The organism is Amycolatopsis sp. YIM 10 (assembly GCF_009429145.1).
Classification (GTDB): domain Bacteria; phylum Actinomycetota; class Actinomycetes; order Mycobacteriales; family Pseudonocardiaceae; genus Amycolatopsis.
Genome location: NZ_CP045480.1, coordinates 7,857,368 through 7,875,225, shown reverse-complemented (window position 1 = coordinate 7,875,225; position 17,858 = coordinate 7,857,368). Strand labels below are relative to the sequence as shown.

General features: G+C 69.8%; 17 protein-coding genes. 11 read left to right on the top strand and 6 right to left on the bottom strand.

Annotation, left to right across the window (positions count from 1 at the left end; translation table 11 throughout):
- The first annotated feature begins 225 nt into the window (after positions 1-225).
- From YIM_RS37110 to YIM_RS37085, 6 genes are read left to right on the top strand one after another with little or no spacing between them, the layout of a single operon-like run.
- Positions 226-1,572 (top strand): ATP-binding protein, encoded by a 1,347-nt coding sequence (locus YIM_RS37110; protein ID WP_153034818.1) that lies wholly within the window; start codon positions 226-228, stop codon positions 1,570-1,572.
- On the top strand, positions 1,569-1,997 hold the full coding sequence (locus YIM_RS37105) for a roadblock/LC7 domain-containing protein (RefSeq protein WP_228004267.1): 429 nt from the start codon (positions 1,569-1,571) through the stop codon (positions 1,995-1,997). Before YIM_RS37110 ends, YIM_RS37105 begins: the two co-directional genes overlap by 4 nt.
- On the top strand, positions 1,994-2,347 hold the full coding sequence (locus tag YIM_RS37100; protein ID WP_153034817.1) for a DUF742 domain-containing protein: 354 nt from the start codon (positions 1,994-1,996) through the stop codon (positions 2,345-2,347). The genes YIM_RS37105 and YIM_RS37100 overlap by 4 nt, the downstream gene beginning before the upstream one ends.
- On the top strand, positions 2,325-2,921 hold the full coding sequence (locus YIM_RS37095) for an ATP/GTP-binding protein (protein ID WP_153034816.1): 597 nt from the start codon (positions 2,325-2,327) through the stop codon (positions 2,919-2,921). The genes YIM_RS37100 and YIM_RS37095 overlap by 23 nt, the downstream gene beginning before the upstream one ends.
- Positions 2,918-4,303, top strand: coding sequence for a cytochrome P450 (locus YIM_RS49455; RefSeq protein ID WP_153034815.1), 1,386 nt, complete (start codon positions 2,918-2,920; stop codon positions 4,301-4,303). The genes YIM_RS37095 and YIM_RS49455 overlap by 4 nt, the downstream gene beginning before the upstream one ends.
- Positions 4,285-5,388: a cytochrome P450 gene (locus YIM_RS37085; RefSeq protein WP_153037485.1), complete on the top strand. Its 1,104-nt coding sequence runs from the start codon at positions 4,285-4,287 to the stop codon at positions 5,386-5,388. The genes YIM_RS49455 and YIM_RS37085 overlap by 19 nt, the downstream gene beginning before the upstream one ends.
- A 40-nt stretch (positions 5,389-5,428) precedes the next feature.
- Here the strand turns inward: YIM_RS37085 and YIM_RS37080 are convergent, their stop codons facing one another.
- Positions 5,429-5,908, bottom strand: coding sequence for a DUF1772 domain-containing protein (locus YIM_RS37080; RefSeq protein WP_153034814.1), 480 nt, complete (start codon positions 5,906-5,908; stop codon positions 5,429-5,431).
- Between the two features lie 154 nt (positions 5,909-6,062).
- Here YIM_RS37080 and YIM_RS37075 point away from each other — a divergent pair, with 154 nt between their 5' ends.
- Positions 6,063-7,877: a translation factor GTPase family protein gene (locus tag YIM_RS37075; protein WP_153034813.1), complete on the top strand. Its 1,815-nt coding sequence runs from the start codon at positions 6,063-6,065 to the stop codon at positions 7,875-7,877.
- Here the strand turns inward: YIM_RS37075 and groEL are convergent.
- From groEL to YIM_RS37055, 4 genes are all read right to left on the bottom strand, one after another.
- Positions 7,874-10,213 (bottom strand): chaperonin GroEL, encoded by a 2,340-nt coding sequence (gene groEL / locus YIM_RS37070; protein WP_153034812.1) that lies wholly within the window; start codon positions 10,211-10,213, stop codon positions 7,874-7,876. The genes YIM_RS37075 and groEL overlap by 4 nt on opposite strands.
- Positions 10,213-10,611 carry a hypothetical protein gene (locus YIM_RS37065; RefSeq protein ID WP_153034811.1) on the bottom strand — a complete coding sequence of 133 codons (399 nt, stop codon included), beginning with the start codon at positions 10,609-10,611 and terminating at the stop codon, positions 10,213-10,215. The genes groEL and YIM_RS37065 overlap by 1 nt, the downstream gene beginning before the upstream one ends.
- Positions 10,612-10,724: 113 nt before the next feature.
- Positions 10,725-11,384: an enoyl-CoA hydratase-related protein gene (locus YIM_RS37060; protein ID WP_153034810.1), complete on the bottom strand. Its 660-nt coding sequence runs from the start codon at positions 11,382-11,384 to the stop codon at positions 10,725-10,727.
- A 2-nt stretch (positions 11,385-11,386) separates the two neighbouring features.
- Positions 11,387-12,013 (bottom strand): TetR/AcrR family transcriptional regulator, encoded by a 627-nt coding sequence (locus YIM_RS37055; RefSeq protein ID WP_153034809.1) that lies wholly within the window; start codon positions 12,011-12,013, stop codon positions 11,387-11,389.
- Positions 12,014-12,099: 86 nt separating this feature from the next.
- Here YIM_RS37055 and YIM_RS37050 point away from each other — a divergent pair, with 86 nt between their 5' ends.
- Positions 12,100-12,492 (top strand): DUF6188 family protein, encoded by a 393-nt coding sequence (locus YIM_RS37050; protein ID WP_153034808.1) that lies wholly within the window; start codon positions 12,100-12,102, stop codon positions 12,490-12,492.
- Here the strand turns inward: YIM_RS37050 and YIM_RS37045 are convergent.
- The gene (locus YIM_RS37045; RefSeq protein ID WP_228004266.1) at positions 12,489-15,206 is read right to left on the bottom strand and encodes a glycoside hydrolase N-terminal domain-containing protein; all 2,718 of its coding nucleotides are present in this window, start codon (positions 15,204-15,206) and stop codon (positions 12,489-12,491) included. The genes YIM_RS37050 and YIM_RS37045 overlap by 4 nt on opposite strands.
- Positions 15,207-15,378: 172 nt before the next feature.
- Here YIM_RS37045 and YIM_RS37040 point away from each other — a divergent pair, with 172 nt between their 5' ends.
- Genes YIM_RS37040 through YIM_RS37030 form a run of 3 tightly spaced genes read left to right on the top strand, consistent with a single transcriptional unit; the run spans position 15,379 to position 17,839 of the window.
- Complete coding sequence (locus tag YIM_RS37040; protein WP_153034807.1) at positions 15,379-16,659, top strand: hydroxyacid-oxoacid transhydrogenase; 1,281 nt, start codon at positions 15,379-15,381, stop codon at positions 16,657-16,659.
- Positions 16,653-17,063, top strand: coding sequence for a thioesterase family protein (locus YIM_RS37035; RefSeq protein WP_153034806.1), 411 nt, complete (start codon positions 16,653-16,655; stop codon positions 17,061-17,063). Before YIM_RS37040 ends, YIM_RS37035 begins: the two co-directional genes overlap by 7 nt.
- Positions 17,064-17,098: 35 nt before the next feature.
- Complete coding sequence (locus YIM_RS37030) at positions 17,099-17,839, top strand: N-formylglutamate amidohydrolase (RefSeq protein WP_255462805.1); 741 nt, start codon at positions 17,099-17,101, stop codon at positions 17,837-17,839.
- The last annotated feature ends 19 nt before the right edge of the window (positions 17,840-17,858 follow it).

Here is a 17,858-nt window from a genome sequence, read left to right as displayed (position 1 = left end):
TTGCGCTACGGTACTCGCTGCTGACATCGCGCCCGGCGCGATGTGACGTCCGTCCCCGCCGTTGTGGAGCTGCGCACATGCCGTCCTGTCCCGGGCCCGCCCGAACGCTCATCGCCCGGCAGCGCGGTCGCGGTCCCGGTTCGGCCCTGGTGCGGGACCTGGTGCTGATCCCGGCGATCGCCTAGCCGGCTGGTCGTTCCCCGCCCGGCCGACCGTGAGGATTTCATGGAATACCCCTTGCTGCTGGCAGGCTTGAGCTGCCTGCTGTTGCTCGCCATCGTGCTCGCCGTGCTGCTGCTCCGGCAGCGCAACGTGACGGCCACCGTCGGCCGGTACCGAGATGCCGCCGTCGCCGAGCTGAACGCGCGCGAAGCCGAGGAGCGGCACCTGCGCGAGGTGCGGCTCCCGGCGGTCGCGGAGTCGCTGGCGAATCCGTCGGTGACCGTGCCCGGCCCCCTGCGCGACAACGGCCACGATCCGCACCGCGCCGTGCTCGACACGATCACCGAGCTGCTCGGCCAGACCCGGCGCGATTCCGCCGACTCCGCCGCCGCGACCCTGCGCGCGATGATGCGCACGGTGCAGAACCTCGCCGGTGAGCAGCAGGTGCTGATCTCGGCGATGGAGGACCGGCACGACGATCCCGCCGTGCTCGACGGCCTGCTCGGCCTCGACCACGCGAACTCGCAGCTGGGCCGCCGCGCGCAGGCGACCGCGGTGCTCTGCGGTTCGTGGCCGGGCCTGCAGCGCTCCGCCGCCACGCTGACCGACGTGGTCCGCGGGGCCACCGGCCGCATCCGCGACTACGCGCGCGTCCAGATCCCCGCGCCGTCGGACACCGCCGTGGTCAGCCAGGCGGTCGAGCCGGTGGTGCTCGCGGTGGCCGAGCTGCTGGACAACGGCGCCCGCCACTCCCAGCCCGGTTCCCCGGTGCAGGTCACCTTCCAGCAGGCGCACAACGGCCTCGCCATCATCATCGACGACGCCGGTGTCGGCATGACCGTGGAAGCGGTGCAGCGCGCGGCCTGGCTGCTCAGCGGCCACGGCGGGCAGGACATCGCCGCGCTCGGCGTGCCGCCGCGCATCGGGTTCGCGGTGATCGGCGCGCTCGCCAACCGGTACGGCTTCCGCGTCTCGGTGGACACCCGCTCGCCCTACGGCGGGGTGCGCGCGGTGCTGTTCCTGCCGACCGAACTGCTCACCAGGATCACCACGCCGAGCCCGGCCCCGGCCGCGCTCGCCCCGGCCCCGCGCACCGAAACAGCCGTGACCACCGAAAAAGCCGTGACAGCCGAAATCCGCGAAGCCACACCAGCCGAACCAGCCAAGCCAGCCGAACGAGCCGAGCCGGTCGCGGCCAAGGCGCCGGATCTGGGCACCACCGCCCACGGCCTGCCCCGGCGCCGCCGCCGCACCCCCGCCGCGGCCGCTCCGGCGCCGGCCGCCCCGGCACCCGCCGCCCCGGCCGCCCCGGCGCCGGCCTCGAACCCGGTCGCCACCGCCGCGGCCTGGCAGCGCGGAACCCGTCGCGGCCGCGCCACTTCCGCCGACCTCGAAAGGGATGCCCAGTGAGCACGAACACCGACGCGACCACCAACCGGCTCGGCTGGATGCTCGACCAGGCCCTCCAGATGCCGGAGACGCTCTACGCCGTGCTGCTCTCCGCCGACGGCCTGCTGATGGCCCACTCCGAGGGCATCAGCCGCGACGACGCCGAGCGCACCGCCGCCGCGGTGTCCGGGCTCCAGTCGCTCGCCCGCGCGACCGGCGAGTTCTGCCGCCAGCCCGCCGAGCAGTGGCGGCAGACGCTGATCGAGTTCGACGGCGGCTTCGTTTTCCTCACCGCCGCCGGACAGGGCGCCTACGTCGCGGTGTCCACCACCGGCCGCGTCGACGTCGAGGGCGTGTCCTCGCGGATGCAGGAACTGGTGCAGCGCCTCGGCCAGGAACTCACCGCGCCGCCGCGCTTCCCGGCCGCCGGGGGCACCAGGGCATGACCCCGAACCGGCGCGAGCAGGCTTTGGTGCGGCCGCACGTGGTCACCGAAGGCCGCGCCCACCCGACCCGCAACACGCTGGACGTGGCCACCGTCGTCTCCGCGACCTGGGCGCCGGTGGTCGGGCTGAGCCCGGAGAAGCGGCGGGTGATGGAGCTGTGCCGGGGCGGCGCGCTGGCCGTGGCCGAGGTGGCCGCGCACCTGAACCTGCCCACCAGCGTGACCAAGGTGCTGCTGTCCGACCTGCTCGACTCCGGGCACATCGAAGCCCGCGCCGCCGTGCGCCAGGCCGACATCCCCGACCACCAACTCCTCCAGAAGGTACTCGATGGCCTCCGTGCTCTCACCTGACGGCTACGTCCCCGCCACCGTCCGGACCTCGGTGAAGATCCTGGTGGTTGGCCCGTTCGCGGTCGGCAAGACCACCTACGTCGGCACCCTGTCCGAAATCCGCCCGCTGCGCACCGAGGAGACGATGACGCAGGCCGGCGCGCTGGTGGACGACCTGTCCGGGGTGCGCGGCAAGAACACCACCACGGTCGCGATGGACTTCGGCAGGCTGACCATCGGTGACGACGTGGTGCTCTACCTGTTCGGCGCGCCGGGCCAGCAGCGGTTCACGCAGATGTGGAAGGACCTCGCCTACGGGGCGCTGGGCGCGCTGGTGCTGGTGGATCCCACCCGGCTCGAGGAGTCCTTCGACGTGATGGGCCTGCTGGAGGAACTGGGCCTGCCCTACGCGGTGGCCGTCAACGAGTTCGACGGCGCCCCGAGATTTCCCGAAGCCGAGCTTCGCGAGGCACTGGACCTGCTTCCCGAAACCCGCCTGGTCAGCTGCGACGCCCGCGACCGCGGATCGTCCGCGCAGGCGCTGATCAGCCTCGTCGACTACCTCTTCGACCCCATCCGCCAGGAGCATTCGTGACCTCTCCCGCCGCCGGACCGCCACCCGGCTGCCCCGCGCACGCCGAACGCGCGCGCCTCTACGACGACGAATTCGCCCGCGACCCCGCCGGCGTCTACGCGAAGATGCGGGCCGCGCACGGGCCCGTCGCGCCGGTCGAACTCGCGCCGGGCGTGAACGCGACCCTCGTCCTCGGCTACGAAGCCGCGCTCGAGGTGCTGCGCTCGCCGTCGACCTTCCCCCGCGATCCCCGGCGCTGGCAGCAGAACCAGCCCGAGGACAACCCGGTCATGCCGATGATGGGCTACCGGCCCAACTGCCTGTTCACCGACGGCGCGGTGCACGCGCGCCTGCGCAGCGCGGTCACCGGCAGCCTCGCGCGGCTCAACCCGCACTCGTTGCGCGAGTACGTCGAGCGGACCGCGCGCGAGCTGATCGCCCGCTTCTCCGCCGAGGGCAAGGCGGATCTGCTCAACGACTACGCGACCACGTTGTCGCTCCAGGTGTTCAACCACCTCTTCGGCTGCCCGCCCGCGCTCGGCGACCGGCTGGTCGCGGGCATGCGCGGCATCTTCGACATGATCGATCCCGAGCGCGCCAACGCCGAGCTGACCGCGGCCATGCTCGAACTGCTCGCGCTCAAGCGGTCGAAGCCCGGCCAGGACGTGCCGTCGTGGATGATGGCGCACCCGGCGCGGCTGAACGACGAGGAAATGCTGCACCAGCTGGTGTTGCTGATGGGTGCGGGCACCGAGCCGCAGGCGAACCTGATCTCCAACGGGGTGCGGCTGCTGCTGATCGACGACCGCTTCGCCGGTGACCTGGCCGGCGGCAGCCTGCACGTGGAGGACGCGCTCGAGGAGATCCTCTGGGGCGACCCGCCGATGGCCAACTACTCGGCCGGATACCCGTGGCCGGGGATCGACTTCATGGGCACGCACCTGCCCGCCGCCGAACCGGTGGTGATCAGCTTCGCCGCCGCCAACACCGATCCGGCGCTGCGGGCCGAGCAGCGCGTCGGCAACCGGGCGCACATCGCCTGGGGCGCCGGCGTGCACTCGTGCCCGGCGCAGGGCCCGGCCAGGCTGATCGCCACCACCGCCATCGAAACCCTGCTCGACGCGCTGCCCGACCTGCGCCTCGCCGTGCCGGAGGACCAGCTGCGGTGGCGGCCCGGTCCGTTCCACCGCGCGCTCGCCGCGCTGCCCGTGCTGTTCACCCCTGTCGTTCCCACGCCAGTTCCGTCCACCGAACCGACTGGAGAGCACCGTTGGAATCAGCACCCCGCCCCCTCGTCCTCGACCCCACCGGCGCCGACATCCACGCCGAGAACGCCGAACTCCGCGCCCGCGGCGCCGCGACGCTGGTGGAACTCCCTGGCCAGGTGGTGGCGTGGTCAGTAACCGATCCGGAGCTGCTCAAGCGCCTGCTGAGTGACCCACGGGTGTCGAAGGACCCGCGGCAGCACTGGGCCGCGTGGCGCGACGGCACGGTGCCCGCGGACTGGCCGCTGATGATCTGGGTGGCGGTGCAGAACATGTTCACCGCCTACGGTGGCGAGCACCGGCGGCTGCGGTCGCTGGTGTCCAAGGCGTTCACCTTCCGCCGCACCGAGGCGCTGCGGCCGTGGGTGGAGGAGATCACGAACGGCCTGCTCGACCGGCTCGAAGGCACCGAAGGCGTGGTGGACCTGCGTGAGCACTTCGCCTACCCGCTGCCGATCGAGGTGATCTGCCAGCTGTTCGGCGTGCCCGACGAGCACCGCGCGGACCTGCGCAAGGCGGTCGACGGCGTGTTCAACACGACCGCCACCGCGGAGGAGGCCGCGGCCAACGGCGAGCAGCTGTACCGGATCCTCGGTGAGCTGGTCGCGACCCGGCGCGCCGAACCGGGTGACGACCTGGCCAGCGGCCTGATCGCCGCCCGCGACGAGGACGGTTCCTCGTTGCAGGAGGCCGAACTCGTGGACACGCTGATCCTGATGATCTCGGCCGGGCACGAGACCACGGTCAACCTGCTCGACCACGCGATCACCGCGCTGCTCACCCATCCGGACCAGCTGCGCCAGGTGCTCGAGGGCAAGTACGGCTGGGGTGACGTCATCGACGAGACGCTGCGCTGGCAGGCGCCCGTCGCGCATCTCCCGCTGCGGTACGCGGTCGAGGACATCGTTGTCAGCGATGAGCTGACGATAAAGCAGGGCGAGGCGATCCTGGCTTCGTACGCGGCGGCGGGCCGCGCACCGGAGGTCGGCGACAACCCCGACGAGTTCGACCTTTCGCGGCCGAACAAGAGCCATCTCTCGTTCGGGCACGGGGTGCACTTCTGCCTCGGCGCCCCGCTGGCGCGGGTGGAGGCGGAGATCGCGCTGCCCGCGTTGTTCGCGCGCTTCCCGAAGCTGGCGCTGGCGGTCGATCCGGCCGAGCTGGAGACCACGGCCTCCTTCATCTCCAACGGTCACAAGGTTCTCCCGGTCACCCTGGGCTGAGGCCGAGACGGCGGTGGGGGTGGCCGGCCACCCCCACCGCTCAGTTCGCGGTCCGGCGGTCGAGTTTCCGGAACGCGCTGAACAACGACCAGCCGGTCACCGCGGTGAGCACCATGCGGATCACGTTGCCCGCGTTCCACTGCCAGGCGACACCGGTCAGCTCCGGCCCCGGCACTTCGTCGCCGAACATCTGCCCGACGAGCACGGCGATGACGTACACCGACAGCACCACCGAAATCAGCGACGCCACGCCCGCGCGCCGGTAGTCGCGCTTCAGTTCCTCGTCCCGGTTGCGCCACCACAGCACCCAGACGAGCAGGATGGCGAGCTGCGCCACCGGCACGAAGTACAGCGTGGGCCCGGTGTTGACGAAGAACTCGCGCAGCCTGGTGAACTGCGCCGGGCTGTCCACCACCCAGTTCGGCGAGAAGACCACGGCTTCGTAGAGGTTGCCGAAGAACCAGTACGCCATGCCGAGCACGGCGACCAGCGTGAGCCGCCGCTGCAGGGTCACCGTCATTCCCGGAGTCTAGGCGGAAATTCGAGTGACCCCGTGGCGCGTGCTTGCTAACGTGCCGCCGACCCGTGTGCCCGAACCGGAGGAGAGTCCATGCGCCGAGTGACGACAGGCCCCATCGACTGTTGCTCGCTCGCAGACAAGGACCTCCTCCCGCATGCGGATGCTCAACCTCGGCATCGTCGCCCATGTCGACGCCGGTAAGACCAGCCTGACCGAACGCCTCCTGTTCGACTCGGGCGCCATCACCAGCCTCGGTTCGGTCGACCGCGGCAGCACCCGGACCGACGGCATGGACCTGGAACGCCGTCGCGGCATCACCATCCGCTCGGCCGTCGCCGCGTTCACCGCGGCCGGGCACGAGGTGCACCTGATCGACACCCCCGGCCACGCCGACTTCGTGGCCGAGGTGGAGCGCGCGCTCGGTGTGCTCGACGGCGCGATCCTGGTGCTCTCGGCGGTCGAAGGCGTGCAGGCGCACACCAGGGTGCTGATGCGCACGCTGCGTGCCATGGCCGTGCCGACGATCCTGTTCGTCAACAAGATCGACCGCGCCGGGGCCAGGGAAACCGGGCTGCTGGCCGACATCCGGCGACTGCTCAGCCCAGCCGCGATCGCGGTGAACCGGACCACCGGCCTCGGTACCCGAGCCGCCTCGGTCACCGATCTCGAACCGGGCGCCGAACTCGCCGAGCTGCTGGCCGAACGCAGCGACGCGGTTCTGGAGTCCTATGTGGATGGACTCGATCCCGTGCTGCTGTGCGATGAGCTGGCGGCACAGGCCCGCCGGGGCTGGGTGCACCCGGTGTTCTTCGGCTCCGCCATCACCGGCACCGGGATCGACGCGCTGCGCCGGGGGATCGTAGACTTCCTGCCCGCGGTCGACCCGTCCTTGTCGGAGAAACCGTTGACCGGCACCGTTTTCGCGGTGGAACGCGATCGTGGTGGCCGCCGGTTCGCGGTCGCCAGGTTGTTCTCCGGGACCTTGGCCGCGCGCGACCGGATCACCTTCGCGGACCGGAGTGGGCGGGTGACCTCGGTGCTCGACGTGGACGGCAGGCAGGCGCGCGTCCCGGCGGGTGGCATCGCCAGGATCACCGGACTGCCGGACCTGCGCGTCGGCGATCGGCTCGGCACCACGTCGGCCGCCCCGGAACCGACGCGGTTTCGCTTGCCCAGCCTGGAAACCGTGATGACCCCGGCGCCCGGGAGCACGGCGGCCGCGTTGTTCACCGCCCTCGAACGGCTCGCCGACCAGGATCCGCTGATCGGCCTGCGCCGCGGTCCGGACGAGGGCAGCCTGGTCGTTTCGCTGTACGGCGAGGTCCAGCGCGAGGTGATCGCGGCGCGGTTGACCGAGGAATTCGGCGTGACGGCGGAGTTCTCGCCGTCCCGGGTGGTCCGCGTGAAGCGGCTCACCGGCACCGGCGCCGCGGTGACCCGGATCGGCGACACCGAACCGGTGGTGCACTGGGCCACGATCGGGTTCCGTGTGGAGCCGGGCGAGCCGGATTCGGGCGTGCGGTTCGCCTTGTCCGCCGAACGCGGTTCGCTACCCGCCGCGTTCATCACGGCGATCGAGGAAACCACCCGCGCCACCCTGCGCGACCGGTCGGTGGTGGACTGCTCGGTCACCCTGACGCACACCGGCTACGCGAGCCCGATCAGCACGGCGGCCGACTTCCGGAACCTCACGCCGCTGGTGCTCGCCGAAGCGGTGTCGCGGGCGGGGACCGTGGTGTGTGAACCGTGGGAGCACGTCGACCTGGACCTGCCGGAGGACGCGCTGAGCCCGGTGCTGGCCCTGCTGGTCCGCCTCGGCGGCACGCCGGGAATCCCGTCGGTGTCAGGCGATTCCGCCATCCTCGACGCGGAGATCCCGTCGGCCCGCCTGCGGGAACTCGAACAAACCCTACCCGGCCTGACCGGCGGCGCGGGTGTGCTGACCGCCCGCCCCGCCGGTCACCGCTAGCTGACCATGAGAAGCCGGCCCGTCAGGGCGACAGCCGTGGTGAGCGCTGTTCTCACCACGGCCGCCGGATCCAGGAGGTTGGTGGCTGTCTCCGGCGCGAAGGCTCCTTCGGCCACGTCGAAGACCGTCCCCGCCGGTTGACGAGCGAGTGCATCGAGAGTGTCTTGCTCGTCGAGGTCGGCGTTGCGGACGATCTGGCGGAAGGGAGCCGCGAGCGCGTCCCGCAGGATGTGGGCCGCCATCCTGTCGGTTTCCTCGGTCAACTCTGGGTGGTCGAGCCGGGCGCGCAGCTCGAGGAGTGTGACACCGCCTCCGGGCACCATGCCCTCCTCCACGAGAACGCGAGCCACGCGGATGGCTCGTTCGACGCGACCTTTGCGTTCTCGAAGTTCTTTCTCGGTTTGGGCCCCAACCCTGACAATCGCCACGCCGCCGGCCAACTTGGCCAGCCGCTCCCGCAGTTTCTCGCGGTCGTAGTCCGAGTCGCAGCTGTCGATTTCCCGGCGGAGCTGGTCCACGCGATTCTGGATCTGCTCGTAGTCACCGGCCCCATCGATGATCGTGGTGTCGCTGCTGGTGACGACGACCCGACGGGCCCGGCCCAACGACGAGACGTCGGCTCCGGCCAGCGTGGATTTCCCGTCCTTGCCCAACACCGTGCCACCGGTGACGATCGCGATGTCCTGCAGTAGGGCCTTGCGGCGCTCACCGAAGCCGGGAGCCTTCACCGCCACCGACTTGAACGTGTCGTGCACCTTGTTGACCACCAGCGTCGCCAGCGCTGAACCGTCGACGTCATCGGCGATGACCAGCAACGGTTTCGACGCTTGCATGACCTTCTCCAGCATCGGCACCATCTCCTCGGCGACGAGGAGCTCCGAGCTGCACAGCAGGATGTACGGGTCCTCGAGCACCGCCTCGGCGCGGTCCGGGTCGGTGACGAAGCTACCGGAGAGATAGCCCCTGTCGAAGCGCGTTCCTTCGGTCAGTTCGAGTGCGAAGCTGAGGGCGCTGCTCTCCTCGACGGTGACCACGCCCTCCTTGCCCACTTTGTCGAGTGCTTCGGCGAGCAGATCACCGATGACCGCATCTCCCGCGGACCGGGCGATGGTCGAGGAAATCTGCTCCTTGTAGTGCACTTCGGTGCTGATGGCGGGGAGCTCGGCAAGGAGCACTTCGAGTGCTCTTTCCAAGCTGCGTTTCAGCCTGGCCGGGCTGGCGCCCCGCCGGAGCGCGTCGAGTGCGCCCGTCGTCATCGATTCGGTCAGAACGGTCGCCGTCGTGGCCCCGTCACCGACGTCGCAGTGGACCTTGTGAACGAGTTCGCGGATGTAACCGACACCCAGGTCATCCCGCGGGTCGTCTGCTTTGAAGGAAGCGGCGATCGATGCCGAGTCCCGAGCTTCGAGGTAGCTGTCGTTGTCACCGCGGATCAGGACGTGACGGCCCAGTGGACCGAGGGTCCGGCCGATCACCTCCGCGATCACCCTGATGCCCCTGGCGACGATCTGGTGGGATTGCGTATAGGTGGCGATACGGGGTGGGCCTGGCGAAATCGCTGATTCGGTGTTGTCTTCGAGTGACGGTGCCACCCGCGCGTGGCGCGCCCGAGCCACCTGGATCAAATTCGGTTCGGCCGCATGGGCGAACAGCTTGGGTTTCTGATCGGGACGGCGTCGGGCCACGCCGTCCCGGACATAACTGAAGAGCTCATCGAGACTGATCCAGCCATCGGCGTCGAGATCCGCGCCGCCGCTCGTCAGCGCTTCGAGCAACACATCGGTGAAGACGGACGACCGCGATGCGTCGAGGGCCAGCGTATCGCCCTCGAACGAATGCTCGAACGCGTCGCTCGCGGTGACGACCACGTACCCTTCACCGACTTGACCGGCCAGTGCGCTCGACGGCGCGGACTTCAGTCCCTCACCGAAAGCACCGCTGAAGCAGCAGTCCAAGAACAGGACCCGGCCGCCCGCGTGGCAGTCTTCGAACTGTTCATTGATGAAAGAACGCGACACCGCGGAGCCCGCGGGGCGCTCGTACCGCGTGTTGGCTGTCGCGAAGTAGAGCCGACTTTGCGCACTTCGAAAGCCGTGGCACGAGAAGTACAGGAGTACCAGATCCTCACGCCTGCGATCGCTGAGCAACCCCTCGACCGCGAGGCGCACTTCGAAGTCGGTCGCGTCGCGAAGAACGTTCACTTCGTCGAAGCCGCCCACGTCGGAATCCTCCAGGACGGCCGCCAACCGGCTCACATCCTGATCGGGGGCCCGAAGCCGGCTGAACCGGGGATCGGCGTATTGACCAGTGGCAACCAGCAACGCGTAGCGGCCCATTACGATCCCGAAGGTGCGTCGCGGCTTTCGATCCAGTTGTCGATGAGTGCCTGTTGCGCCTTGCCCGACAACCCGTCGATGACGATTTCACGGTCGCCGTCGGTGATCTTGATCTTCCTTGCGCTGCCCCGCTGGATGTACGCGGTGACGATCCTGGTCAACTGCCGCAGCGCCGCGGCCGAAAACACGCCACTCACCGCAATCGAGCCGATGGTCACGGCGGTCGCGCTCTTGGAACCAGCGGGCGCGTCGCCGCTGCCTTGATCGAGGGCAGCGGCAAACCGTGCCTGGGTGAGTTCTCGGGCGAGGTTCGCGGTGGCCATCGCGAGCCGCCGTTTGTCCGAGTCGTCGTCTGTCGTCACGAGAACGTGCAGAGCCTCCGCGGTGCCCGCCATCATGTCTCCTTGTCGTATCGCAGGAGATATCGGACGAGCGGTACCCGGGGTTACAAGATTCCACGCTGGGGGCCGCGGCCGTTGACCGCGTGCCGCTACCCTGCGATCAAAGAAGTCTAAGCCGTGGCGCGCAGGGCGGTGACGGCCGTGGCGTACATGGTGGATTTGATCGCGCCCAGTGTGCCCCGGTCCTTGCCTGCCAGGCCGCGCACCACTTCGTCGGCCTGTTCGAGGAGTTTCGACTCGGCGGCGACGGCGTCGACGAGGCCGAGTTCCCGCGCGTCCGGACCGCCGAAGCGGCGGCCGGTGGTCATCGAGGCGACCGCCGCCGACGGGGTCAGCTTGCCCTGGATGAGCGCGGCCATGCCCGGCGTGAACGGGATGTTGATGTCCGCCTCCGGGAAGCAGAAGTACCCCCGGTCCTCCCGCATCACACGGAAGTCGTGCGCCATCGCGAGCATGGCGCCGGCCCCGAAGGCGTGGCCGTTGAGCGCGGCGACCGTGGGCACCGGCAGGGTGAGCACCCTGGCGAACAACTCCTGCACGTCGGCGACGTACTCCCCGGCCCGCTCGCCGTTGGCGGTCAGCCAGGCCAGGTCGAGGCCGTTCGAATAGAACTTGCCGCCGCCGATGGTGACCAGCGCGGCCGGGGCGGCCCCGGCGGTGACGGTGTCCAGCGCGGAGTTGACGCTTTCCAGCCATTCCGGCGAAAACCGGTTCTCGTCGGCGCCGAAATCGAGTACGTAGACGGGGTCGTGGTGCTTGAGCTCGGGCATGTTCAGTCCTTTGTGGATCGTTGACGGGCGGGTGGGTCGATGGCGAGCACCGCGCGCACGGCGGCGTCGAGGCGCAGCCGCGCGTCCTCGCCGGCGCCTTCGCCCGGCGGGCCGCTGAGCGCACGGCGGAACAACGCGGTCGGCAGGTCGACCACGCAGGTGGTGAGCACTTCGACGGCGGCGGCGTCGCGGCGTCCCCACAGGCGGTGGGTGAGCCGGACCAGCAGGGCCACCAGCCGCTTGTCCAGCGCGAGCAGGTCGTCGGCGAGTTCGGCGGGCAGGCCGGGGCCGAGCAGGTGGTCCCGTTTGACGGTCATCAGCATGCGCGCCGCCGCCGGGCGCCGCTGCGCGAAGACCGCGGGCGCGCCTGCCGCGCCCACCACCGCGTCGACCGGATCGGGCCGGTCGGCGAGTTCGGTCTGCAGGTCGAGGAAGTCGTTCGCGGCACGCAGCCACACCCGCCCGAGCAGCGCGCTGATCGAGCCGAAGGCGTGGTAGATCGTGCCGTTCGGCACACCGGCGGCCGCGGCCAGCGTGCGCACGGTGACGCCGGACGCGCCGACCTCGGCGACGAGCCGCTCGGCGGTGTCGAGCAGTTCGCCGAGGTCGTGGAGCCGTGGACGAGCCATGACGGCACTGTAACAGAACACGTGCTCCAAAACTTGACCGGCTGGCTAAGCTGGGCGGACCAGGTTGGTGGAGGCGAGGAGCGGCCTTGGAAATCCCCACCCCGCTGATCGGCTGCGAGGTCCGGCGCACCGCGTTCGATTACCAGGTACGGCTGATGTTGAGCGCGTGGACCGCGGAGGAGGGTTACCGCGTCCAGGCCGAACTGGAGGTGGAGACCGAAATCCGCTTCCGCGACGCGGCCGGGGACTGGCACGAACTCACCCCCGGCGCCGGTGCCGCGCTCGCCCCGATCCTCGACCTCTTCATGAAGAAGATCACCGCGGTCGAGGTCCGGGATCGCGGCACCCTGCACCTCGCCTTCGACAACGGCGCTGAACTGATCGTCGGCCCGCACCCGGAGTTCGAGTCCTGGCACCTCTCCGGCCACGGCGTCGACGGCATCACCGTCGGCCCCGGCGGCGAAGACGGCTGGACCTAGCCCACCCGTCTTGACGCCCGGACCGTCCAGCCGTCACCGGCTGCCTCGGCGTGCAGTGTCCCGGCTCCACCCGACGGCGTGATCTCGAACCGGTGGGTCCGGTCCGTGCCCGCCCGCAGCGGTGCCGAGGGCTGGGTGGCCGGGATCGCGGTCCAGCCGGCGGGCAGCGTCAGCCGGACGTCGCCGCGTGGCAGGGTGCCGCCGGTCGCCGCGACGGTGACCTGCGTGGTGAACGGCGTGCCGGGCTCGACCTCGTCCGGCATCACGATGGACACCGAAGCCAGTGCCTTGACCTCGTAGCGGTGCCCCTGCTCGGCCTTCAGCGTGATCCGGTTGCCGTCCCTGGCCACCTCGACGAGTTGCCCGGTGGTGGTGTCCCGAACCTCGAACGGCCCCTCGAAGAGTCCACTTCGGACATCGATGGCGCCGGTCCGGCCCGCGGTCAGCACGATCCGGTTCGCCACGCCGACGGCCCAGTCCACGTCCACGGTCAAGTCGCCACGCGCCCGCAGCCCGCGCACCGAGCCGCTGTCCCAGGCACCCGGCAGCGCGGGCAGCACGTCCACCGCCCCGGAATGGCTCTGCAGCAGCATTTCCGCGACTCCGGCGGTGGCGCCGAAGTTGCCGTCGATCTGGAACGGCGGATGGGTGTCCCACAGATTGGTCAGCGTGCTGGTCTTCAGCAGCTCGGACAGCATGGTGTGCGCGTGGTCGCCGTCCAGCAGCCGCGCCCAGAAATTGATCTTCCACGCCTTGCTCCAGCCGGTCCCGCCGTCCCCGCGCGCGGTCAGCGAAACCTTGGCGGCCTCGGCGAACTCCCGGGTTTCGGCCGGAGTGACTTGCCTGCCGGGATGCAGCGCGAACAGGTGCGAGACGTGCCGGTGCTGGTTGTTCGGGTCGTCCTGGTCGGTCTTCCACTCCTGCAGCTGACCCCAGGAACCGATACGCAGGCCCGGGTCCAAACGGGACAGAACGTCGGCGGCCTCCGCGGCGAACCCGTTGTCGCCCAGTGACTTCGCCGCTTCGACCGTATTGGTCAGCAGATCACCGACGATCTGCTGCGACATCGAAGCCCCCGCGGTGAACGGCCCCTGTTCGGGCGAGTAGCTCGGCGTGACCACCAGTTTCCCGTCACGCGGATCGGCGACCAGTTCGTCGATCCAGAACTGGGACAGCGACTTCATCATCGGATACGCGCGCTCGCGCAGGAACGCCTCGTCGCGGGTGAACAGGTAGTGCTCGTAGTAGTGCTGCGCCAGCCAGGCCCCGGATTCGGGGAACCAGAACGCGGTCGCCCAGTCGTGTACTCCGGTGAAGCCGAACGGGTTGGTTTCGTTGTGCACCACCCAGCCGCGGTTGCCGAACATCTCCCGCGCGGTCACCTCACCCGGCGGCACCATCGAATCCACGTAGTCGAACAGCGGCGCCGTCGTCTCCGAGAGATTGGTGGTCTCGGCTGGCCAGTAGTTCATCTGCAGGTTGATGTTCACGTGGTAGTCGGCACTCCACGGCGGTGACGTGGAGTTGTTCCAGACGCCCTGGAGGTTCGCGGGCAGCGAGCCGGGCCGCGACGAAGCGATCAGCAGGTATCGCCCGTACTGGAAGTACAGCACCTCCAACGCTTTCCGCGCGGCCGGAGTGGCCGAACCGTCCTGGTACCCGCGCAGCAGGTCGTCGGTCGGGATCGCCGGGAGCTGCTGGCCGAGCTGGAGGTCCACCCGGTTGAACAACGCCTGGTGATCGGCCACGTGCGCGTTCCGCAGCGCGGTCAGCCCCTTGGCCGCTGCCTGGCCGACCCGCTGCGCGACCCCGGTGATCGGGTCGGTGCCGGTCCGGTAGGCCGGATGTGCGGGGGAGTAGTCGGTCCCGGCGGCGAGGATGAGGGTGACCGCGTCCGCGCCTTGGACGGTGACCGAGCCGTCCGCGTTGTCGGTCCGGCTGCCGCCCTCGTTGAGCACCTGTACCTGCGAGGCGAACCGCATGCCGTTGTCGTTCAGCCGGCCGGAAAACGTGAGACGGCCGTCTCTGGCTTCCGCCGATTTCGACCGGTTGTCCGGCGCGGTGATGGCGGCGGTGAAGCCGAGCCGCCCCGGCTGGTCGGCGGACAGCCGCGCGACGATCACCTGATCGGCGGCGGAGGCGAAGTACTCGCGGGTGAACTCGGCGCCGCCGGAGGAATAGCGCACGCCCGCGGTGGCCGTCGAGAGGTCGAGGTGGCGGCGGTAACCGGTCACTTCGGGTGGCGCCTGCGGCTGCGTCAGCCGGAGATCGCCGAAGGTCTGGTACGCGCCGAATCCGTGCTTCGGCTGGCCGAGCTGGTCGGCCACCCACTCCGGATCGGCCTGCCCTTCGGCGTCGATCCGCTGCTGGACGGCTTCGAGCGCGCCTGGTCGTGGCGAGGTCCAGTTGCCGAAGTCGTAACCGGGTGAGCCGGGGCCGCCGGTCCACAACGTCTTCTCGTTGAACTGGAGCTGCTCGGCCTGGACCCCGCCGAACACGCTGGCGCCCAGCGCTCCGCTGCCGATCGGCAGCGACTGGGACTCCCAGTCGGTGGCCGGTTCGTCGTACCAGAGCGTCATGCCGTTCTCCTGGCGTGGCGGCTCGGCGGCCGCGCTCGGCCCGGCGGCGCCCAGCGGCGGGATCGCGGCGGTCAGCACGGTCACGGCTCCGGCGGCGAACACGGCGAACCAGCCGCGCGCTCTTGTCCTGCTCATTCGGCTCCCTCGGCAAAGATCGGATGCATCTGCGGTGATGGCCGGTCGTTCGTCGGGAAAAGCTGGGTGGTACGCCAAAGTCATCGGATGTCCCGGCGTTCTGACGATAGGGGCAGGCCGGGGTACGGTCAATCGGGGTTCCGCGGACCGACAAGCGAGGGAGCACGAAGGCGTGGCTTCAGCCGACTACGAGTCGATCTTCACCTACGGCGCTCCGGCGCTGAAGTACGGAAGCGGCTCGAGCGACGAGATCGGATACGACCTGACGCAGTACGGCGCGCGGCGCGTGCTCGTGCTGACCGACCCGGACGTGGCCGCGACCGGCTGGCCGCGCCGCATCGCCGACGGCATCGCCGGTTACGGCGTCGAGGCCGAGGTTTTCGACGGCGTGCACGTCGAACCGACCGACGTGAGCATGGACAAGGCGGTCGACTACGCGCGCGGGCACGGCCCGTGGGACGCCTTCGTCGCCGTCGGTGGCGGGTCGAGCATCGACACCGCGAAGGCGGTCAACCTGCTGACCAGCAACGACGGTGAGCTGATGGACTACGTCAACGCGCCGGTCGGCGGCGGCCGTGCCCCGGCCAAGCCGCTGAAGCCGCTGGTGGCGGTGCCGACCACCACCGGGACCGGCGCGGAGAGCACCACGGTGTGCGTGCTGGACGTGCTGTCGCTGAAGGTGAAGAGCGGGATCAGCCACCTGCGGCTGCGGCCCACGCTGGCGGTGGTGGACCCGCGGCTGACGGTCAGCCAGCCCGCCGCGGTGACCGCGGCGAGCGGGATGGACATCCTGTGCCACGCCGCCGAAAGCTACACCGCGAAGCCGTACACCTCGTTCGCGCGCAAGCGGCCGGAAGAGCGCGTGCCGTACTGCGGTTCGAACCCGCTGGCGGACATGTTCGCCGAGGAGTCGATGCGGTTGCTGGCGCGTTCCTTCGTGGCGGCGGTCTCGGACGGGTCGGACTTGCAGGCGCGTGAGGACATGGCGCTGGCGGCCACATTCGCCGGGCTCGGTTTCGGGAACGCGGGCGTGCACATCCCGCACGCGAACGCGTACCCGGTGGCCGGGCAGGTGCGCGAGTTCCACCCGGACGGCTATCCGGGCGACGAGGCGATGGTGCCGCACGGAATGGCGGTTTCGCTGACCGCGCCGGCGGCCTTCAAGTTCACCTTCCCGGCGGCGCCGGAGCGGCACCTGCGGGTGGCACGGCTGCTGGCGCCGGAGTTCGAGTGGTCCGGGGACGCCGCCGACCACCTGCCCGCGGTGCTGCGCGACCTGATGCGGCGCATCGGGATCCCGAACGGCATCGGCGCGGTGGGCTTCGGTGAGTCCGATGTGGACTCGCTGGTGTCCGGTTCGCTGAAGCAGCAGCGACTGCTGGCGACGGCTCCGCGTGAACCCTCGGCGGACGACCTGGCCGCCATCCTGCGGGACTCGGTGGAGCTGTGGTGAACGACTACCCGCACGTGCGGACGGTTCCGTTGCGCTGGAAGGACAACGACGTCTACGGGCACGTCAACAACGTGGTGCACTATTCGCTGATGGACACGGTGATCAACACCTGGCTGATCGAGGAGGGCGGACTCGACATCGAGTCGGGGGAGGTGATCGGGCTGTGCGTGGAGTCGCACTGCAACTACCGGGGTTCGGTGTCCTTCCCGGGATCGCTCGAGGTGGGACTGCGGGTCGGGCACCTGGGGCGGTCGAGCGTGCGGTACGAGATCGGAATGTTCTCGGCGTCGGGTGAACTGATCGCCGAGGGGCATTTTGTGCACGTTTTCGTGGACCGTGAATCGCGGCGTCCGGTAGAGGTTGGCGGGACGTTGCGCAAGTCGCTCGAGGCACTGGCGGGATGAGTTTCTCGGTGGTTCCCGGTGCCGCGGAATCACCGGTGATCCTGCACGTGCCGCACGGTTCCCGCGCGCTGACCCCCGGTTCCCGGTCTCGCATCCTGCTGGACGATGACGCGTTGTCGGCGGAGCTGGATCTGATGACGGATGCCCATACGGGACTCATCGCGTCGCGGGCGGCCGAGGCTTCGCCGGTGAGCCCGTGGATCTTCCGGAACGAACTTTCGCGATTGGTGATCGATCCGGAACGTTTCCCGGATGCGCGGGAGGAAATGCGGTCGGTGGGCATGGGCGCGGTCTACCTGCGCACTTCGCACGGCGCGGTCCTGCGTGATGATGACCCCGCGCACGTCGAAGAACTCCTGACGCGGCACTACCACCCATACGCGGCGGCGATGACGGACCTGGTCGATGCCCGGCTGGCGGCCGTGGGGCGGGTGGTCATCCTGGATATCCACTCGTACCCGAGCCAGGCCCTGCCCTATGAACTTCACCGCGACGGCAATCGGCCGCCGGTTTGCTTGGGCGTGGATTCCTTCCACACGCCTTCGTGGCTGGTTTCCGCGGCTACTTCGATTTTTGGTGACGTAGACGTGAACACGCCTTTCGGTGGTGCTTATGTGCCGCTGAAGCACTATCGGCGGGTGGCGGAGGTGACCGCGCTGATGATCGAGATCCGGCGGGACCGGTACATGGTGGAGCCGGGTGGTCCGGTGCTCAGCGGGGTGGAGGTACTGGTGGACGCGCTGACCGAATTGATCAGCAGCCCCGCTGGCCCGTGACGTTCAGCCAGGTTCGGCG

Bases quoted from the DNA above. Each gene is read 5' to 3' on its own strand.
- YIM_RS37110 (WP_153034818.1), top strand. From the start codon at position 226: ATGGAATACCCCTTGCTGCTGGCAGGCTTGAGCTGCCTGCTGTTGCTC.
- YIM_RS37100 (WP_153034817.1), top strand. From the start codon at position 1,994: ATGACCCCGAACCGGCGCGAGCAGGCTTTGGTGCGGCCGCACGTGGTC.
- YIM_RS37095 (WP_153034816.1), top strand. From the start codon at position 2,325: ATGGCCTCCGTGCTCTCACCTGACGGCTACGTCCCCGCCACCGTCCGG.
- YIM_RS37080 (WP_153034814.1), bottom strand. From the start codon at position 5,908: ATGACGGTGACCCTGCAGCGGCGGCTCACGCTGGTCGCCGTGCTCGGC.
- YIM_RS37075 (WP_153034813.1), top strand. From the start codon at position 6,063: ATGCGGATGCTCAACCTCGGCATCGTCGCCCATGTCGACGCCGGTAAG.
- groEL (WP_153034812.1), bottom strand. From the start codon at position 10,213: ATGGGCCGCTACGCGTTGCTGGTTGCCACTGGTCAATACGCCGATCCC.
- YIM_RS37065 (WP_153034811.1), bottom strand. From the start codon at position 10,611: ATGATGGCGGGCACCGCGGAGGCTCTGCACGTTCTCGTGACGACAGAC.
- YIM_RS37060 (WP_153034810.1), bottom strand. From the start codon at position 11,384: ATGCCCGAGCTCAAGCACCACGACCCCGTCTACGTACTCGATTTCGGC.
- YIM_RS37055 (WP_153034809.1), bottom strand. From the start codon at position 12,013: ATGGCTCGTCCACGGCTCCACGACCTCGGCGAACTGCTCGACACCGCC.
- YIM_RS37045 (WP_228004266.1), bottom strand. From the start codon at position 15,206: ATGAGCAGGACAAGAGCGCGCGGCTGGTTCGCCGTGTTCGCCGCCGGA.